The following is a 16,865-nucleotide window of genomic DNA, read 5'->3' as shown; positions in this document are numbered from 1 at the left end:
GGCGACTGGTCGCGCTCATGGAGCGGACTATCGCCGGATTGTGCAACGGCGCCATGACGGCGTGTGAGAGAGACACCCCGGTGCCGCGTGCGACCGTGTCCCCTACCCCCGGTCATGCTCGGGCTCGTCCCGAGCCTCCAGTGCACCGAGCCTCGCTGGAAGAAGGCTGGATTCTCGGCACAAGGCCGAGAAGGACGGCGCACCCGGGCGGTTGATGACGGCGCCCCATGTGCGGGTCCCCGAGGGCACCCGCAGGGTATCGCATCAGGCAGCGATCAGGGCGTCGGCCTCGGCAAGCCGGGTCGGGAAGGTCAGGTCATAGCCGTCCTCGGTCGCGGCGGTCACCTTGGCGATGAGTTCGCGCTTGTCGGGCAGGACGAGGGTCACCGTGCTGGACACCTCGAGCCCTTCGGCCCCCAGCAGCTGACCGCCGCTGACGGTGACGCCGAGGAGGCGCGCAGGCTGGCGCCGGCCGTCTTCTGACTTGGCCAGAACCTCGTGGTTCACCGCCCCGCGCAGGCTCTGGCGGCGGGCTTCAACGTCGGCGACGACGCCTTTCAGGAAATCCTCCACCTCCGAGGTCAGGCCCCGGCTGGCGATGGTGACCAGATCGGCGACCGAGTTCACGGACCCGGCCTCCCGCGAGGTGTGGCGCACGGAATCGGCGATGCTGTCCATATTGCGGGTGACGGCGCCCGTACCATCGGAGGCCGAGCGGGCAGACTGGGCGATCTCGCTGATGGCTGCATGCTGCTCTTCCACCGCACCGGCCACGCTGGAGGTCAGGGTCTGAACCTCGGTGATGCGCTCGGCGATCTCGGCGATGGAATCGGCGGCGTCGCGCACAGAGTCCTGAATGCCGGCAATCTGGCTGGAAATCTCGTCGGTCGCCCTGGAGGTCTGCTCGGCCAGCTGCTTGACCTCGGAGGCCACGACCGCGAAGCCCCGGCCCGCTTCACCGGCGCGCGCGGCCTCGATGGTGGCGTTGAGGGCCAGGAGGTTGGTCTGTTCGGCAATGTCACGGATCAGGTTGATGACCGAGCCGATGTGCTCGGCCGCCTGGGACAGGGCCGCCACCTTCTCGTCGGAGGCGCGGGCGGTCTCTGCCGTCCGGTCAACGATCTCGCGGGCGCTGCCGGTTTGCTTGGCGATCTCCTGCACCGTCGCCGTCATCTCCTCGGTGGCCGAGGCAACGGTCGCCACGTATTGCGAGGCCTCGTTGGTGGAAAGCGTCGCCTCGCCGGACTGGGTCGCAGCAGAACTCGCCACATCCTCCAGGGTCGCGGCGCTGTCCTTCATGCGCGACATCTGCTCGTTCACCGTGTCGAGGCTGGAGGCCATGGTTCCCCGGAAGCGGGCGATCGTTTCTTCCATGGCTTCCTGACGCTTGCGCTCTCGCGCCCGCTCCTTCGTGGCCACGGTTTCCAGAAGCTCGCGCTGGACCGCATTCTGCCGGAAGATCTCGACGGCCTGGAACATCTCGCCGATTTCGTCGTGGGTCCGGTTGAGATCGAGCGCCACGTTCACGTCGCCCCTTGCCAGGTCCCCCATGGCCTTGACGATGCGATTGATCGGGCCGGTGATGGACCGGGACGCCCAGAGGCCGATTGCCGAGGCGATGACGAGGAGCAGCGCGCCCACGATGAGCATGCGATTGCGCAGGTCGACGACAGGGGCCGCCATTTCCTCAAGGGATTCAGAGGCGACAAGCGCGTAGGTATGACCGAAATAGTCAAAGGTCTCCACGTCCATGAGAACTTCGGTTCCGCCGAAGAATACGGTCTCTCCGACCGCCTTGCCCTTGGCGAAGGCTTCGCTGACAATCGGATCATCGAGCTTGGTCTTGAGAACGTCGCCGTCCGTGCCAGAAGACCTGCTCTCGGAGCGCAGATATCGGTCCTGACCGACAAGCAGCAGCTCGCCGGACGCGCCCAGGCCGCTGACCTGCGAAATCACGTTGTTGATCCGATCCACCGGCATCTGGAAGGCCAGAACACCCACCGTCTCGCCGTTGCCATTGGCAACCCGGGTCGCCATGAAGCTGGCCGGGGCATCGTTGCTGGGGCCGTAGAAGGCGAAGTCGGAATAGACCACGTTGCCAGGCTCCGACATCTCCATCGCTCGCCGGTAGACATCACCGAGGCCGGTCATAGCCCAGGGACCACCGCCGTCCGCGTTGAAGTTCGTCGCGAAGTCGGTCTCCTTGAAGACGCTGTAGATCAGGTTGCCCCTGGCATCGAAAAGGAAGACGTCATAGTAGCCGCGTGTCTCCTGCAGGCTGCGGAACCACGGGTGATACTTGGCGTGAATGGCGTCATAACCGGACCCGGTGTTGCCCTTGTCGAGCTTCTGGCGCTCGCCGACGGGGAACGGGTTCTCGGTGACATAGCCCTTGACCAGCTCGACTTCCGGATTGCCGCCGAACTGAGCCCACAGGGTCCAGGCACCGGTCAGGTCGCCGATGGCAGATGCCGTGCCCGGATTCTCCGCCACGAGCAGCAGGTCCTGCCGGATCGCGTCGAGATACTCCACCAGGTCGTCGCGCCCCTGAACCGCGGCCGATTGCAACCGGCTCTTCGTCAGGCTGACCACGCTGGACGCAGAGGTCAGATAGCTGGCCGCGCCGATGCCGACAGCCACGAGGGCGGACACGGCCACGAACAGAATCGGAACCTTGCGGGATAGTCTCAGGGCTGGGAGCATTGCGGACTGCCTTCGGTATCAAGACCTCTTTTGTCCAAGACTTAATCACGCGAGACTCTATAAAACCTTAAGATATCATATCGGTATGACCTCCTATTTATTGCAGTGCAACGTAGGGGCGCAATCTGTCTTTCCAAACAAAAGGATCGTCAATTCTTGCAGGTCACAGTTGCAGAGCATAACCTCTTCCATCCGCTGCTCCGCAGTGCCGCAAGACACGCCTTCCGTAAACGAGACGCAGAACGGAAAATCGGCGATTCGCGACGGCGGAAAGGGAGAAGGCTGCGCGCGCGTCAAAAGGCGGCGGAGGGCCTGACCCAAGCGCGAGACCGCCCCCGTGAGGCTCAGTCCAGACATGCGCATCCATCGGGACCTGTCCCCAATCCATTCCGGATTTGAATTTGCGCTTTCACCGCCGATATGAACAATGGCGACAGCCTTGGCAGCAGGTGCGCCGGCGACAGCCCGCCTGCCCAGCCCCGCTGCCCCGTCATTTTCCAGGGCCCCGCGCACCGGCGCCGGGCCCCCAGCCCCAAGGACGCCCGATGAGCACCATCGACAAGGTTCTGGCCCGGATCGACGCCGATCTCGACCAGTCCCTCGACCGCCTGTTCGATCTTCTGAAGATCAAGAGCATCTCGACCGATCCGGCCTACAAGGCCGACTGCGCCGAAGCCGCCGCATGGCTGGCCAAGGAACTGACCTCCATCGGCATCGAGGCCAGCGTGCGCGAGACCAAGGGACATCCGATGGTCGTGGGCCATCGCAAGTCCGGCAAGCCCGGCCCCCATGTCCTCTTCTACGGCCACTATGACGTTCAGCCGGTCGACCCGCTGGAGCTGTGGAACCAGGATCCGTTCGAGCCGACCATCGTGACCAGGGCCGACGGCACGAAGATGATCGTGGCCCGGGGCTCGGCGGACGACAAGGGTCAGCTGATGACCTTCGTCGAGGCAGCGCGTGCCTTCATCGCAGAGACCGGCGACCTTCCGGTCGACGTGAGCGTGCTCTTTGAAGGCGAAGAGGAAAGCGGCTCGCCGTCCCTGCGTCCGTTCCTGAAGGCCAATCACGACGAGCTGGCCTGCGATCTGGCGCTGGTCTGCGACACGGGCATGTGGGACGCGGAAACCCCGGCCATTTCCGTCATGCTGCGCGGCATGGTGGGCGACGAGATCATCGTGAAGGCTGCCAGCCGCGACCTTCACTCGGGCATGTATGGTGGCGCGGCCCAGAACCCGAACCACATCATCGCCAACATCATCGCCGGACTGCACGACGAAGATGGCCGTATCACCCTCCCCGGCTTCTACGACGGGGTCATCGAGGTTCCCGCTGAAGTGACCGCCATGTGGGAAAAGCTCGGTTTCTCGGCCGAAGCCTTCCTCGGCGAGATCGGCCTGAAATATCCGCGCGGGGAAAAGGGCCGTCTGCCGCTCGAGCACATCTGGACCCGTCCGACCTGTGAAGTGAACGGCATGTGGGGCGGCTATCAGGGCGCCGGCTCCAAGACCGTCATCCCGGCGGAAGCCCACGCGAAGTTCACCTTCCGCCTCGTGGGCGATCAGGATCCGGTCAAGGTGCAGGAAGCCTTCCGGGCCTATGTCCGCTCCAAGGTTCCGGCCGACTGCACGGTCGACTTCATCGCCAAGGAAGGCTCCCCGGCCCTGCGCCTCGACTTCGACCATCCGGCCCTGAAGAAGGGCGAGAAGGCCCTGACCGACGAGTGGGGCAAGACCGCCGCGCTCGTGGGCTGCGGCGGCTCGATCCCGATCGTCGGCGACTTCAAGCGCATGCTCGACATGGACAGCCTGCTGATCGGCTTCGGCCTGGATGACGACTGCATCCACTCGCCGAACGAGAAGTACAACCTGACCTCGTTCCACAAGGGCATCCGCTCCTGGGCCCGTGTTCTGGAAGAGCTGGCCAAGGACTGAGCCGCGCAAGGCGCCTCATGACGCGATTGCAAGGGCCCCGGAGGACACTCCGGGGCCTCTTGCGTTTCACTCCCCGCTCACCACAGGCCATCCCCATGATGCCGCAACGTCAGGAAAGCGACCTGCCGACAAGGCCTTAACCATTATTTGCAGGCAAACCTCACCGGTGGTATCAGCAATTCCTGCCTGCACCGCCCGGTGCGCCGAAGACATGAATTCCGGAGTTGATTGGTCTCATGGGTTTGCCGCTGAACGGCCTGAACGTCGCTTGTCTCGCCCTCGCCGCCGGTCTCGTTGCCGCCTGCTCCCCTTCTGCCGATTTCCAGAGCGCCTCGGGCAGCTCGGCCGCTCTCGTCTCGAATGTCACGCTCATCCAGATCAGCAATGATGCGGTTGGCGGCATCACGCCCGACACGCCCTACAATGCCAAGGCCATCGAGGCCGCCCTGCCGGGCATGACCACCGAAGGCGTCCAGACCGCCGTGGAAAGCAACACGGAATGGGTGACGGCCGCCTTCAACTCCGACGGGTTCCAGGTGCTGCAGGTGTTCAAGGGAGCCGACGGCAAGGTGCGGGAAGTGCATGGCGTGACCCACCATCTGGCGGGCCCCAATGGCGAGCGCATTGGCCAGAGCTTCTACCAGATCGGCATGAACCGCCGGGATTGCCGGGTCGGCAAGGATCTGTGGCGCGGCATGGCCATCTGCAACGCGAAGAAGGCGCCGAACGTGAAGCTGGTCTTCGCCATCCCCGAGTACACCGGCCCCTGGGACCAGCTTCCGCCGGATATCGCCCTGCAGGATTCCCAGCTCCAGCGCATCCTCTGGCAGCCCCAGGGCTGACGGGGGAAACACTCCCCAATCCTTAACTGATCGTCTGCGCCAGGCCCTCGGGGCCCGGCGTCGCATGCTCACACGTGGGCTTGCGAGCGCAGGGCGACCGCTCCCACATCCCTCCAGATGTGCTGCTGACGGAGATAGCGCTCCTGCAGGTCCGAGATCGCGAGGAAGAGGTTCATTTCCCTCTCCCGCAGGCCCGGCAGGGCGATCGGATCCAGCCCCGTCCAGGGCAGGAAGGGATTGCGGCGGTGGTGCCAGTGCACCTCGGCGCGGATCGTGGGCCGCTCGCTCGGCGTGCGGCCGTGGAAGGCGTGGGTGTCGGCGACGATCAGCGTGTTGCCCTTGACCGCCATGCGCACCGGGGCCGGCAGACCCAGACCCGCCAGTGCATCTAGCCCGATGCGGAAGGAGCCTGAGGCATGATGCCCGTCCTTTGCCGAGCTGGCCGAAAGGGATTGCTCGTATTCCCAGGCCAGCCGTTCGGGCGTCATGCGGTGGGAGCCAGGCACGAAGCAGAAGGGACCATCCTCCTCGCCCACATCCTGCAGGAAGAGCCAGGCCTTGGCGGTAGCGTGGAACGTGTCGGAGTGGACATCCGTCTGGGGATCCTTCGCCTTCCGGCTCGGCTCGGCGATCACGGTCTGCAGGAAACAATGGGGCTGGCCGCCCTGGCTCGCCGCATAGCGGATCATCGCCTTAGCGCGCGGATCGCGGGCGGCGGCCGCAAGGCCAGGATTGTGGTCGAGCACCTCCGGCGGCAGGGGCGTCATGCGGGTCACCGTCTGGCCCTGGCGCATCTCGCGGGCCGGAAAGATCTTTTCCGAGGTCTCGCGCAGGAGCGCGGCATAGGTCTCGGGCTCAAGGAAATTCTCGATCACCATGTAGCCGTTGGCGTCGAAGAAACTGCGCTGCTGCGGGTCGAGGCTGGCCGCCAACCTCTGCCGGCGGAAGGCGGCGAGCGCCTCGGCGATCTCCACCCGCTTGCGATGGAGGCCCCAGCGGTTGAGGGTCGGCGATCCGAGGATCGGGTTCTTGCGATAGGATTTCTCGGCTCCGAACACGCCGAGCACCCAAAGGGGCGCGTTCAGATAACTCAAGGCCTTCATTCCCGATCTTCCCCGACCTGCTTGCGATGCCAAAGGGTAGCACGGCGCGGGCTGGCTCCAAGCCCCTTCTTGCATGCCGGCTTGAACCAAAGTGTCATCGCGCACCGGTCTGTTCCGGGTGACAAGCGCATCGCGGATCGGCTAAGTCTCGGGTCATGCAGGAGACACCAGCGACCCCCGCCAGACCATTGCCCGCCACCGCTCGCCCCAGGGGCCTGCCGGACGTGGCGACGCTTGCCGCAGGCATCCGGGCCGGCGACAGGGCGCTGCTCGCCCGCGCCATCACGCTGGTAGAATCCCGCAAGGCCGAACACCGAGCGCTGGCCCGCGAACTGGTGCAGGAGATCCTGCCACTCACCGGCAACGCGCATCGCATCGGCATTACCGGCGTGCCCGGGGTCGGCAAGTCGACCACCATCGACACGTTCGGCTCCAATCTGACGGCCGCCGGCCACAAGGTCGCCGTGCTGGCGGTCGACCCGTCCTCGACGCGCACCGGCGGCTCCATTCTGGGCGACAAGACCCGCATGGCGCAGCTGGCGGTGGACCGGAACGCCTTCATCCGCCCCTCCCCTTCGGCGGGCACGCTGGGCGGGGTCGCCGCCAAGACCCGCGAGACCATGCTCCTGTGCGAGGCGGCGGGCTTCGACGTGATCCTGGTGGAGACGGTCGGCATCGGCCAGTCGGAAACCACCGTGGCCGATATGGTGGATTTCTTCCTCGTGCTCATGCTGCCGGGCGCCGGAGACGAGCTTCAAGGCATCAAGAAGGGCGTGCTGGAAATCGCCGACATGATCGCCGTGAACAAGGCCGATGGCGACGGAGCAGTCCGGGCCCGCTCCGCCGCGTCCGACTATCGCGCGGCGCTGCATATTCTCGCACCGCGCTCGCCCGACTGGTCGCCCCCGGTCATCACCATCTCGGGGCTCGCCAACGAGGGGCTCGACGTGATGTGGCAGCAGATCTGCCTGCACCGGGACCGCCTGACCGCGACGGGCGCCTGGCAGGAGCGGCGCGCCGGACAGCAGGTCGCCTGGATGTGGGATCTCCTGCGGTTGCGCCTCACCGAAGCCCTCACCTCCACGCCCGAGCGCAGCGCCCGGCTGCACGCTCTGGAAGACGCCGTGCGCCGGGGAGACATGGCCACCTCCACCGCAGTGGAGGATATCGCCGCCCTGATCGGGCTCTGACGCGCTTCAGGCCGGCCGCCCCAGATCACAGCCCCAAATCACGGCCCCAATGACGGCATGGCGCTTGCTCCGATTGGGGCATGAACCGGATCCTGCCCCTTCTGCGCACCGCCCGCGCGTCCGACCGTCCCGCCGTGAGCCGGCGTCTGTTCCTTACCGGGACAGCCGCGTGCCTTTTCGGGACAGGCCTCTCCGCCCCCGCCGGAGCCGCCTTCCGGATCGCGGATCTGCGCGGCTCCCTGGATGCGCCGGATCTCGGCCTGGAGCCGGATCGCAGTGACGACCAGACCTCCGCCTTCCAGCGGGCGCTGAACACGGCGGTGCAGAACGGCAAGGCGCTATTCCTGCCGGCCGGCTCCTATCCGGTCGCCAACTTGCGCCTGCCCTCGGGCACGCTGATCGTCGGGGTTCCGGGGCGCACGCGCCTGATCTATCAGGGGGGTGGCGGCGTACTCGCAAGTGCGGAGGGCGTCTCCGACATCAGCCTCTCGGGCCTTGTCTTCGACGGCGGCAACCGGTCGATCGGGGATCAGGCCGACGGGCTGCTCGACTTTTCCTCGGTCACCGGGCTGACCATGACCGACTGCGCCGTCTCCGGCTCGGCGAAATCGGCGCTCGTCCTCACCCGCAGTTCCGGTGCGATCCGCAACTGCCGCTTCAGCGGCGCGGCGGAAGCGGGGATCTGGTCCCGCGAGGCGACCGGCCTGTCGCTCACCGACAATGTGGTGGAGGATTGCGCTGCCGGCGGCATCTGGATCCACCGCTGGTCCGACGGCGAGGACGGCACGCTGGTGTCGGGAAACCGGGTCGAGCGCATCGCCTCGCGCCATGGCGGCACCGGCCAGTGGGGCAATGGCATCAATGTCTTCCGCGCCCATGGGGTGGTCATCAGCGGCAATCGCATCGCCGACTGCGCCTTTTCCGCCATCCGCGCCAATTCCGGCTCCAATGTGCAGATCATCGGCAACTCGTGCCTGCGCTCGGGCGAGGTCGGGATCTATTCGGAATTCGCCTTCGAGGGAGCGATTGTCGCGAACAACATCGTCGACGGCGCGACCACCGGCATCTCCATCGCCAATTTCCTGGACGGCGGACGCATGGCCGTGGTGTCCGGCAACATCGTGCGCAACCTGTCGTCCATTGGGCCCTATCCGGCGGAAATAGCGGGCTTCGGCATCGGCATCTCGGTGGAAGCCGACACGACGGTCACGGGCAATGTGGTGGAAGCCGCGCCGCAGTTCGGCCTGATGCTCGGCTGGGGGCCGTATCTGCGCAATGTGGTCGCGTCCCAGAATGTGCTGCGCGCCTGTGGCACCGGGATCGCCGTCACGGTGGTGGAGGAGGCCGGCAGCGCCGTGCTTCAGGGCAACATCATCGAGGCATCGCGGGACAAGGCAATTGCCGGTTACCGCTGGACCGATCAGGTCACGCAAGATCTGGCTGAGGCAAGCGACTGGGCGCATCTGGCAATCAGCGGCAACATCGTCCGCTGATCGCCATCACGCTTCTGGCGCGGCTCAGTTCAGACTGAACCGCAGGGAGAGACAGGAGAGACCGCCGTCCACCTTGCGCGGCTCGCTGACCGGCATGAGGCGGGTGCGGAAGCCGGCGGCCTGAATGTTGGCAAGCGTTGCGGGATAGCCCTCGGGCACCAGCACCACGTCATTCACCCGGATGACATTGGCGCAATAGTCCTCCCCATCGGCCACGGCCACGACCTTGCGATCGCCGAAGAGACCGCTCTCGATCATCGGCCGGGTCGCGAGAATGACATCTTCGCCGAGGGTGGAGCAGGCCGTCTTGAAATGCAGGACGCCCGCCGGTGTTTCGACGATCCGTACCGAATAGCCCCATTCGGCCAGCAGGGTCGCGAAGGCCTCGGCCCCATCCCTGTCGGTCCGGGCGGACAGGCCGATCAGGATCTCGTCATCGAGGGTGAGGATGTCACCGCCGTCCACATGGCCGGTGCCTGGCAGATCGAGAACCTTGCGGAACCGCTTCTCGAGCGCAAAGCGGATCTCGTCCGGTTCGTCCATGCGGGTGGGATGGCCCGGCCGCAGTAGGATGGCCCCTTCCGGCAGGCAGAAGGCGGGATCCTCGACGAAGCAGCTGTCGGGGAAGGCCTCCAGCGAGGGTAGAACGTCCACCATCAGCCCCGCCTCTTCCAGCGCCGAGACATAGGCCGCGTGCTGGACGCGGAACTCCTGCGGATCCGGGTTGCCGGTGTCCTCTGCCCTGAGGCCATGGGCCACGCTTTCGGCCGGAACCCGGGTGATGGCGTGGGTGAACCTCCAGGACAGGCCGGGATGTTTCGACATGAATGCTGCCTCTCGTCTTTCGGCTTGCGTCCGGTCTCAGGAGAGCTGGGCGTAGAGGTCGGCGACGAAATCGGCCGCCGGGCGCACCTCGCCCGCAGTCACGTCGCGACGGGTCAGAACGGGAGGATTGGTGTAGCGCTGGAGCACCTTCGACTGTTCGTCGTTGCGGTCCTGCATCAGGACCTCCAGCAGCGCGCCCATCATGCTTTCGGCGGCGCGGTTGGCTCCGTCTTCCGCCTTCAGGGCGATGCCCAGCTCCAGCTCGGGGATCGCGGCGCAGAAGACGCCCTCGGCTCCGGTCTTGACGAAGACACGGCCCTCGAAGGCCGCCATCACGTCGGAGCAGAAGCGGTCGGTGCCGGCCACCATGAAGGGTTCGCTGACGCAGGCCTCATAGAGCTTGTCGCAGGCGGCGAGACGATCTTCGTCCAGCCCCTCGCCCGTGCCGAAGATGGCGAAGGCGCGGGCCCAGGCCTTCAGCGGCACCGCATAGGTCGGGATCGAGCAGCCATCGGTGCCGCAGACATCGGTGGTGACTTCCTCGCAGGTGAAGGCCTCGATTACGGCCTTGATCTCCTGCTGCACCGGATGTTCGGGCAGCACGTAGCCCTTGGTCGGGGCGCCGAGGGCGCGGGCCAGACCGAGGAAGCCGGCGTGCTTGCCGGAGCAGTTGTTGTGCAGGGCGCTCGGTTCCTCCTCGGCCCGCACGAGGGCCGCGATGTCTTCCATGCGCTTGGGCCAATGGCTGCCGCACTCCATGTCCTCGACGCTCAGGCCCGCCTTGATCAGCATGACCCTTGCGGTCTTCACATGGGTGTCCTCGCCGTTGTGGGAGGCGCAGGCCAGCGCCAGCTCGGCGTCATCGAGATCCAGCGCATCGGCCGCGCCGCTTTCGACCAGCGGCAGGGCCTGAAGCACCTTGATGGCGGAACGGGGGAAGACGCGGGTCGAGGTGTCGCCGATGGCGCAGACTTCCTCGCCCTGGGCGTTGACCACGGAGACGAGGCCCCGGTGGAAGCTTTCCACCAGATCGCCACGGGTGACTTCGACGGTGATGGGCGCCGTGACAGTGTCGGACATTGTTCGTCCCTTCGTTCCTGAAACAGTGAAAGGGCCCGGCCCGAAGGGGGCAAGGCGCGTGGGGGTCATTTAGAAAGGCAAAGCCCCGGGCGGCAAGACTGCCCGAGGGTTTTCCGAAGGGAATTGCGACCGGCGCAATGCTACCGGTCAGGATCGGCCCGTGCTTCAGCCCTGCATCTGGCCGCGCGCCTGGGCGGCAGCCATCATCTGGGCCTGAGCCTGTCGCTGTTCGGGATGCTGCAGCCAGACGGCCAGACGGGCGATGGCCTCTTCCAGCACGTGATCCTGCTTGCAGAAGCAGAAGCGGATGAAGTTGACCGGGGCATCCGCCCCGTAGAAGGCGGAAACGGGCACGGTGGCGACACCGGCCTCTTCCACCAGCCGACGGCAGACCTCCACGTCCGTTGCGCCCAGCCCCATGTCGGAGATGTCGACGGTGAGGAAATAGGTCGCATCACAGGGCAGCACGTTGAAACCGAGCGCCCGCAGGCCGTTGCCCATGCGGTCGCGCTTGGACTGGAGATCGCCCGCCAGCCAGTCGTAATAGCTGTCGTCCTTGGCGAGACCAAAGGCCACGGCGCGCTGCAGGTTGGGCGGCGTGGTGAAGGTGACGAACTGATGGGCCTTGGCCACCGGCTCGATCAGGTTCGGTGCCCCGGTGATGTAGCCGATCTTCCAGCCGGTGAGCGAGAAGGTCTTGCCGGCCGATCCGATGCGCAGGGTGCGGGTGTCCATGCCCGGATAGGTCATGAGCGGGCGATGCTTCAGGCCTTCAAAGACCAGATGCTCGTAGACCTCGTCGCAGATGGCATAGACGTCATGTTCGACACAGAGCCGCGCCAGCTCGGACAGCTCCTCGTCGGAGAAGACCTTGGCGGCCGGGTTCATGGGGTTGTTGAGCAGGACGGCCTTGGTCTTCGGGGTGAAGGCCGCCGCGAGCGCGTCGAGATCCAGCTTCCACTCCGGCGGCGTCACCCGCAGGCGCACCGGGGTGCCGCCCGCCCGCTGGACCAGCGGCAGGTAGCAGTCATAGAGCGGCTCGATGAGGATCACCTCGTCGCCCGGCTGGACGAGAGCGAAGATGCAGTCGGCCAGAGCTTCCGTTGCGCCCGAGGTTACGATCACCTGGGTCTGCCAGTCGACGTCGAGCCCGTAGAAGCGCTTGTTCGCCTCGGCCACCGCCTGGCGCAGGGCCGGGACGCCGAGCATGGGCGGGTACTGGTTCGGCCCGTCGATCAGGCCGCGTGCGGCTTCCTGGCGGATATCCTCCGGCCCGTCCACATCGGGAAAGCCCTGGCCGAGATTGACCGCGCCATGGGCCATGGCCAGACGGGACATGGTCTCGAAGATGGTGGTTTCCAGACCGGTAAAGACGGGATTGGTCGGCTTCAAGGGAGGCTCCAGCGGCGAAGCAGGCTCCGCCTTTCAGGGAAAACGCATGTTGAAACCGACTTCTAGCCCTCCGCATGGTCGGCGTCGAGATCGTTTTTCCCAAGCTGGCTCAGGGATGGGAAATGCTTTCGCTCGTCACACTGAAGAAGGCCGAAGGCGACGGTCGGTCAGAATAGCGGCAATGGCATCCAGTGCGGCACGAACCGGTGGATCGTGACGCCCGTCATGATGGCAGACAAGCCACTCCCCGCGGGTCAGCTCGTCGATGACGGGACCGACTTGCTGCAGCCCGGGGAGGCTCGCTCCGGCGAAAACCGGCAGCACGATACGGCCGACGCCCGCCAGCGCCAGATCGGCAGCCAAGCGGGCGCTGCTGGCCGTGGTGACGATCGCGTCCGAGCGGTTGTCCAAAACCCATCGCTCGCTGCCGGCCGGCGTCTCGTTGCCGCTTTCCGATCTCAAGACATAACCGGCGATATCAGGTGAGACAGCGAATTCGGCGAAATTCAGCACATGGGTCTGTCGCCCCGCAAGCCAGGGCTGATCCGGCCGGCGGCTGCGGATTCCGATATCGGCCTCCCGGCGGGCAATATCCACGGTGCGCACCCCCTCGACAAATTCGGGCACCCAGGTGGCGTCCGGCGACCAGTAGCTCTTGATCGCATCCACGAGAAACCGAGCGGTCCAGTGTCCCGTGGTCACCCGCACCCTCACCTGCCGGTCCTGCTGCGCAAAGCTCCCCAGGCGGGCCGAAAGCCGCCGCAAGTCCTCTGCTTCCGCCAGAAACTGACGTCCGCGCGCCGTCAGACTGTAACCCCGTGCTCCACGCTGGAAGAGTTTCTCACCGAGAACCCTTTCCAGTTCGCCCATGCGGCGACCCAGGGTTGGCACGCTGACACCGGTCCTGCGCGCCGCGCCCGCAAGCCCTCCGGCATCGGCAACGGCCAGAAAGAGAGATGCGTCATCCAGGGAGAGTCTTCGTTTCATTCTTGAAACACGCCCTTCGACCTTACCAACTTAAACGCGGCTTCGGGTTCGGTGCACATTGAGCTTATCACGTTAAAAATGAAAGGACTGACGATGCATGTCCAGCCATCCCGGCTCCATCCGGACCTTCGGTATCACCCTCCCTGGAACGACACCACACTGACGGAGGCCGAGATCATCGAACAGCGGATGGCAGCTGCGGCCCGCGTCCGAAGGAAACGCTGGCTGCTAGGTGCCGGAATTCGAGCCTGGCGCAGATGGCGCCGGCGCCTCTGTCGCCCTGCCAGCCGGTAGCCCGCAGGGCCGGACGGCGCTCGATGAGCCGGACCCTCCGGGCCTGCGGTTGCCGCGCGGGTCAAATGCGGCTAAAACACGGCCAGTTCCGCGAAAAGGTCTGCGTCGTGCGCCCCTCCCGTTTGGCGAAGCGGCAGACCTTGCAACCTCAATCCCAGTCATTTCGACGCCAGACAAATTGGAGACATCCTTGTCCGGACGTGCCGAGGCGCTTGCGCCTGTTTCCGTTCAACTCACCCCGTCGCGGATCAAGACCGAGCTGCTGGCCGGTCTGACCGTGGCGCTCGCCCTCGTTCCCGAGGCGGTCGCCTTTGCCTTCGTGGCCGGGGTCAATCCGCTGGTGGGCCTCTACGCCGCCTTCTTCATCGGCATCATCACCGCCTGCCTCGGCGGTCGGCCGGGCATGATCTCGGGCGCCACCGGGGCGCTGGCCGTGGTCATGGTGACGCTGGTTGCCCAGCACGGGGTGGAATATCTCTTCGCCACCGTGGTGCTCATGGGGCTGATCCAGATCGGCGTGGGCGTGCTGCGCTGGGGCAAGTTCATCCGCATGGTGCCCCATCCGGTGATGCTCGGCTTCGTCAACGGTCTGGCCATCGTCATCTTCCTGGCCCAGCTCGGCCAGTTCAAGCTGGCGGACGGCTCGTGGCTCGCAGGCGCCGACCTCTTCGTCATGCTGGCGCTGGTCGCCATGACCATGGCGGTGATCTGGCTCTTGCCGAAGGTGACCACCGCCTTCCCCGCACCGCTAGCCGGCATCCTCGTCTGCTCGGCCCTGGTGCTGGGTCTGGGCATCGACACAAGGTCGGTGGGTGACCTGGCCTCCATCGCAGGCGGCCTGCCGGAATTTCACATTCCCATGGTGCCGCTGACCTGGGAAACCGTCGAGATCATCCTGCCCTATGCGGTGATCCTGTCGGCCATCGGCCTGATCGAAAGCCTGCTGACCCTGAACCTGGTCTCCGACATGACCGGCACCAAGGGGGGCGCCTCGAAGGAATGCATGGCACAAGGCATTGCCAATGTGGTGACCGGCTTCTTCGGCGGCATGGGCGGCTGCGCCATGATCGGCCAGTCGATGATCAACGTGAAGTCGGGTGCGCGCACCCGCATTTCCGGCATCGTCGCCGCGCTCTTCCTGCTGTCCTTCATCCTCTTCGCCTCGCCGCTGATCGAGCGCATCCCGGTGGCCGCCCTGGTCGGCGTGATGTTCATGGTTGTGATCGGCACCTTCGCCTGGGCCAGCCTGAAGATCATGCACAAGATCCCGCTCACCGACGCGCTGGTGATCGTGATCGTGACCTGCGTGACGGTCTATTCGGATCTCGCCGTGGCAGTGGTCGTAGGCGTGATCATCTCGGCGCTGACCTATGCCTGGAACGCTGCGGCGCGCATCAGTGCCCGCATCGGCACCTCCAAGGAGGGCTGGAAGGTCTATCGTTTGTCGGGACCGCTGTTCTTCGGCTCCACTTCCGGCTTTGCCGATCTCTTCGACGTCGACAACGACCCGGAAGACGTGGTGATCGACTTCATCGACAGTCGGGTGGTGGATCATTCGGGACTGGAAGCCATCGACTCGCTCGCCTCCAAATACGAGGCCGCCGGCAAGCGCCTGCATCTGCGCCACCTGTCCAAGGACTGCCAGCGCCTGCTGGACAAGGCCGGCAGCCTGGTCGAGGTCTCAGTTCTGGAAGACCCGGATTACGAGGTCGCCGTGGACTATGGCCACAAGTTCGACGGCCAGAAACTGGATGGCTCGAAACTCGACGGCCCGACGCCCGCCAAGGGCTGAGGGACCGGCGTATGGACGATCATGAGGGGCGGCTTCGGCTGCCCCTCTTGCGTTCAGGGGACGAGAAAGGCGGTGAGGCTCAGACCTCGGGCCTCTCCCATTGGAAGTCTGAAAGCCGCGGATCGGCGGCGAAGCTATCCTGCCCGAAGGCATAATTCTCAGCCCCATGATCGGAGAAGGCGATCACACCGGCAGCAGAAAGATGCAGACGCCAACTCTGACGGTCCGTCGGTGCAGGCCTTGCGAAGGCGGCACAAGCAAGGACAGCAAGGTTTGCACCCTGCGCAGGGTCCCGGACGGATTCATAGCGGATCACCTGGCTTCCTGCCCCGCGCGCCTTTTCCGCAAGATCCTGTGTCGAAGAATAGTCGGTGAGGTCCGTCCACTCAGACCTGCTCCCGGCCAGGGGCGATACCGTCAGATCAAGGGCCGAGGAAGTGGCAATCTCAACCCGAAACGCCGTCAGCTCCTGTGGATTGACCGGCCATGGCAGACCGGGAGCGTCATGAAAGAAGAGAAGGCGGTAGAAGGCTGTTTCTGCGAAGGCCGTTCGGAGATTCTCGGACGCATAGAAGACGCCCTCGGTAAAACCGGCCCGGCGAAATCGTGATCCGTGGGGGTATGGCGCGTCATAGCGAAACGGAGTGGACAGAAGGTAGTTCAGCCCTGAACAGTCAGCCGGAACCGGAGGCTTGCTGGCCTCCAGCAGCCCCTCCAGCAGTGCCTGTTCCTCAAGATCATCCACGAGCTTGAGGGTAGAGACCCTGTGCTGAGCCTCCACGACACGCCAGCCCGATCCCTCATACGGGGAAAGCTCAGAGGCGAGCGCGTCGACTGTCCACATAGGCAAGGGCATTCGTCAATCCGGAGATTTTGGCAATGAGATCCCGAGGGACGCCCCCTAAGGCGGTGTTCGGTGTTTCCATCCACCGGCGCAACACCCGCTCGTCTCCTCCCACCAATGCATCCAGTGAGCGGAACAGGCGAATGAGAAGCAGCGACAGCTCGAAGGCCTTGTCCTTACCGCTGAGCTTCAACTCACCATGATAGAGCCGTGACACGGACGCTTCCGAAAGTCCCAGCACACGGGCAAGTGCTGCCTGGGTCAAGCCCAGTTTCACGGCGGCGCGGACCACAGCCTTGCTGACCACAGCATCCGGCTCGACCGCTACGGCTTCCTTTGGTTCAAGCATCCCAGATCTCCAGTCAGAGATTTCTGATGAAATACAA

At 65.3% G+C, this 16,865-nt stretch carries 13 protein-coding genes; 5 read left to right on the top strand and 8 right to left on the bottom strand.

Annotated features, from left to right (window positions below):
• Positions 1–264 precede the first annotated feature (264 nt).
• Positions 265–2,703, bottom strand: a complete 2,439-nt coding sequence (locus tag FR728_RS03760; protein ID WP_149891286.1) for a methyl-accepting chemotaxis protein — start codon at positions 2,701–2,703, stop codon at positions 265–267.
• A gap of 545 nt (positions 2,704–3,248) precedes the next feature.
• Here FR728_RS03760 and FR728_RS03755 point away from each other — a divergent pair.
• Positions 3,249–4,637, top strand: a complete 1,389-nt coding sequence (locus FR728_RS03755; RefSeq protein WP_149891285.1) for a dipeptidase — start codon at positions 3,249–3,251, stop codon at positions 4,635–4,637.
• 236 nt (positions 4,638–4,873) lie between these two features.
• The gene (locus tag FR728_RS03750) at positions 4,874–5,479 is read left to right on the top strand and encodes a DUF1131 family protein (RefSeq protein ID WP_149891284.1); all 606 of its coding nucleotides are present in this window, start codon (positions 4,874–4,876) and stop codon (positions 5,477–5,479) included.
• A 68-nt stretch (positions 5,480–5,547) separates the two neighbouring features.
• Here FR728_RS03750 and FR728_RS03745 read toward each other — a convergent pair whose 3' ends face one another.
• On the bottom strand, positions 5,548–6,582 hold the full coding sequence (locus FR728_RS03745; RefSeq protein ID WP_149891283.1) for a phytanoyl-CoA dioxygenase family protein: 1,035 nt from the start codon (positions 6,580–6,582) through the stop codon (positions 5,548–5,550).
• A gap of 155 nt (positions 6,583–6,737) precedes the next feature.
• Here FR728_RS03745 and meaB point away from each other — a divergent pair, with 155 nt between their 5' ends.
• Positions 6,738–7,772, top strand: coding sequence for a methylmalonyl Co-A mutase-associated GTPase MeaB (gene meaB / locus FR728_RS03740; RefSeq protein WP_149891282.1), 1,035 nt, complete (start codon positions 6,738–6,740; stop codon positions 7,770–7,772).
• 80 nt (positions 7,773–7,852) lie between these two features.
• Entirely contained in the window at positions 7,853–9,265 is a 1,413-nt protein-coding gene (locus FR728_RS03735) for a TIGR03808 family TAT-translocated repetitive protein (protein WP_188318777.1), read from the top strand.
• Between the two features lie 24 nt (positions 9,266–9,289).
• Here FR728_RS03735 and FR728_RS03730 read toward each other — a convergent pair whose 3' ends face one another.
• The 4 genes from FR728_RS03730 to FR728_RS03715 form a co-directional block, all read right to left on the bottom strand.
• Positions 9,290–10,090, bottom strand: coding sequence for a dimethylarginine dimethylaminohydrolase family protein (locus tag FR728_RS03730; protein WP_149891281.1), 801 nt, complete (start codon positions 10,088–10,090; stop codon positions 9,290–9,292).
• A 36-nt stretch (positions 10,091–10,126) separates the two neighbouring features.
• Positions 10,127–11,170, bottom strand: a complete 1,044-nt coding sequence (locus FR728_RS03725) for an asparaginase (protein WP_149891280.1) — start codon at positions 11,168–11,170, stop codon at positions 10,127–10,129.
• Between the two features lie 165 nt (positions 11,171–11,335).
• Entirely contained in the window at positions 11,336–12,562 is a 1,227-nt protein-coding gene (locus FR728_RS03720; RefSeq protein ID WP_149891279.1) for an aminotransferase, read from the bottom strand.
• A 135-nt stretch (positions 12,563–12,697) separates the two neighbouring features.
• Positions 12,698–13,549: a LysR family transcriptional regulator gene (locus FR728_RS03715; protein ID WP_149891278.1), complete on the bottom strand. Its 852-nt coding sequence runs from the start codon at positions 13,547–13,549 to the stop codon at positions 12,698–12,700.
• Between the two features lie 484 nt (positions 13,550–14,033).
• Here FR728_RS03715 and FR728_RS03710 point away from each other — a divergent pair, with 484 nt between their 5' ends.
• On the top strand, positions 14,034–15,635 hold the full coding sequence (locus FR728_RS03710; protein WP_188318776.1) for a SulP family inorganic anion transporter: 1,602 nt from the start codon (positions 14,034–14,036) through the stop codon (positions 15,633–15,635).
• A 79-nt stretch (positions 15,636–15,714) separates the two neighbouring features.
• On the opposite strand, the gene FR728_RS03705 is transcribed toward FR728_RS03710, so the two are convergent.
• Both FR728_RS03705 and FR728_RS03700 read right to left on the bottom strand, forming a co-directional pair.
• Complete coding sequence (locus tag FR728_RS03705) at positions 15,715–16,491, bottom strand: RES family NAD+ phosphorylase (RefSeq protein WP_149891277.1); 777 nt, start codon at positions 16,489–16,491, stop codon at positions 15,715–15,717.
• A complete protein-coding gene (locus tag FR728_RS03700) occupies positions 16,451–16,828 on the bottom strand; it encodes an antitoxin Xre/MbcA/ParS toxin-binding domain-containing protein (protein WP_149891276.1) in 378 nt (125 codons plus the stop codon). The genes FR728_RS03705 and FR728_RS03700 overlap by 41 nt, the downstream gene beginning before the upstream one ends.
• Positions 16,829–16,865: the final 37 nt, after the last annotated feature.

This window comes from Roseibium aestuarii, from assembly GCF_008477545.1.
GTDB classification, from domain to species: domain Bacteria; phylum Pseudomonadota; class Alphaproteobacteria; order Rhizobiales; family Stappiaceae; genus Roseibium; species Roseibium aestuarii.
This window is presented reverse-complemented; position numbering and strand designations above follow the sequence as displayed.

Bases quoted from the DNA above. Each gene is read 5' to 3' on its own strand.
- FR728_RS03750 (WP_149891284.1), top strand. From the start codon at position 4,874: ATGGGTTTGCCGCTGAACGGCCTGAACGTCGCTTGTCTCGCCCTCGCC.
- FR728_RS03760 (WP_149891286.1), bottom strand. From the start codon at position 2,703: ATGCTCCCAGCCCTGAGACTATCCCGCAAGGTTCCGATTCTGTTCGTG.
- FR728_RS03700 (WP_149891276.1), bottom strand. From the start codon at position 16,828: ATGCTTGAACCAAAGGAAGCCGTAGCGGTCGAGCCGGATGCTGTGGTC.
- FR728_RS03735 (WP_188318777.1), top strand. From the start codon at position 7,853: ATGAACCGGATCCTGCCCCTTCTGCGCACCGCCCGCGCGTCCGACCGT.
- FR728_RS03745 (WP_149891283.1), bottom strand. From the start codon at position 6,582: ATGAAGGCCTTGAGTTATCTGAACGCGCCCCTTTGGGTGCTCGGCGTG.
- FR728_RS03705 (WP_149891277.1), bottom strand. From the start codon at position 16,491: ATGCCCTTGCCTATGTGGACAGTCGACGCGCTCGCCTCTGAGCTTTCC.
- FR728_RS03725 (WP_149891280.1), bottom strand. From the start codon at position 11,170: ATGTCCGACACTGTCACGGCGCCCATCACCGTCGAAGTCACCCGTGGC.
- meaB (WP_149891282.1), top strand. From the start codon at position 6,738: ATGCAGGAGACACCAGCGACCCCCGCCAGACCATTGCCCGCCACCGCT.
- FR728_RS03755 (WP_149891285.1), top strand. From the start codon at position 3,249: ATGAGCACCATCGACAAGGTTCTGGCCCGGATCGACGCCGATCTCGAC.
- FR728_RS03715 (WP_149891278.1), bottom strand. From the start codon at position 13,549: ATGAAACGAAGACTCTCCCTGGATGACGCATCTCTCTTTCTGGCCGTT.
- FR728_RS03730 (WP_149891281.1), bottom strand. From the start codon at position 10,090: ATGTCGAAACATCCCGGCCTGTCCTGGAGGTTCACCCACGCCATCACC.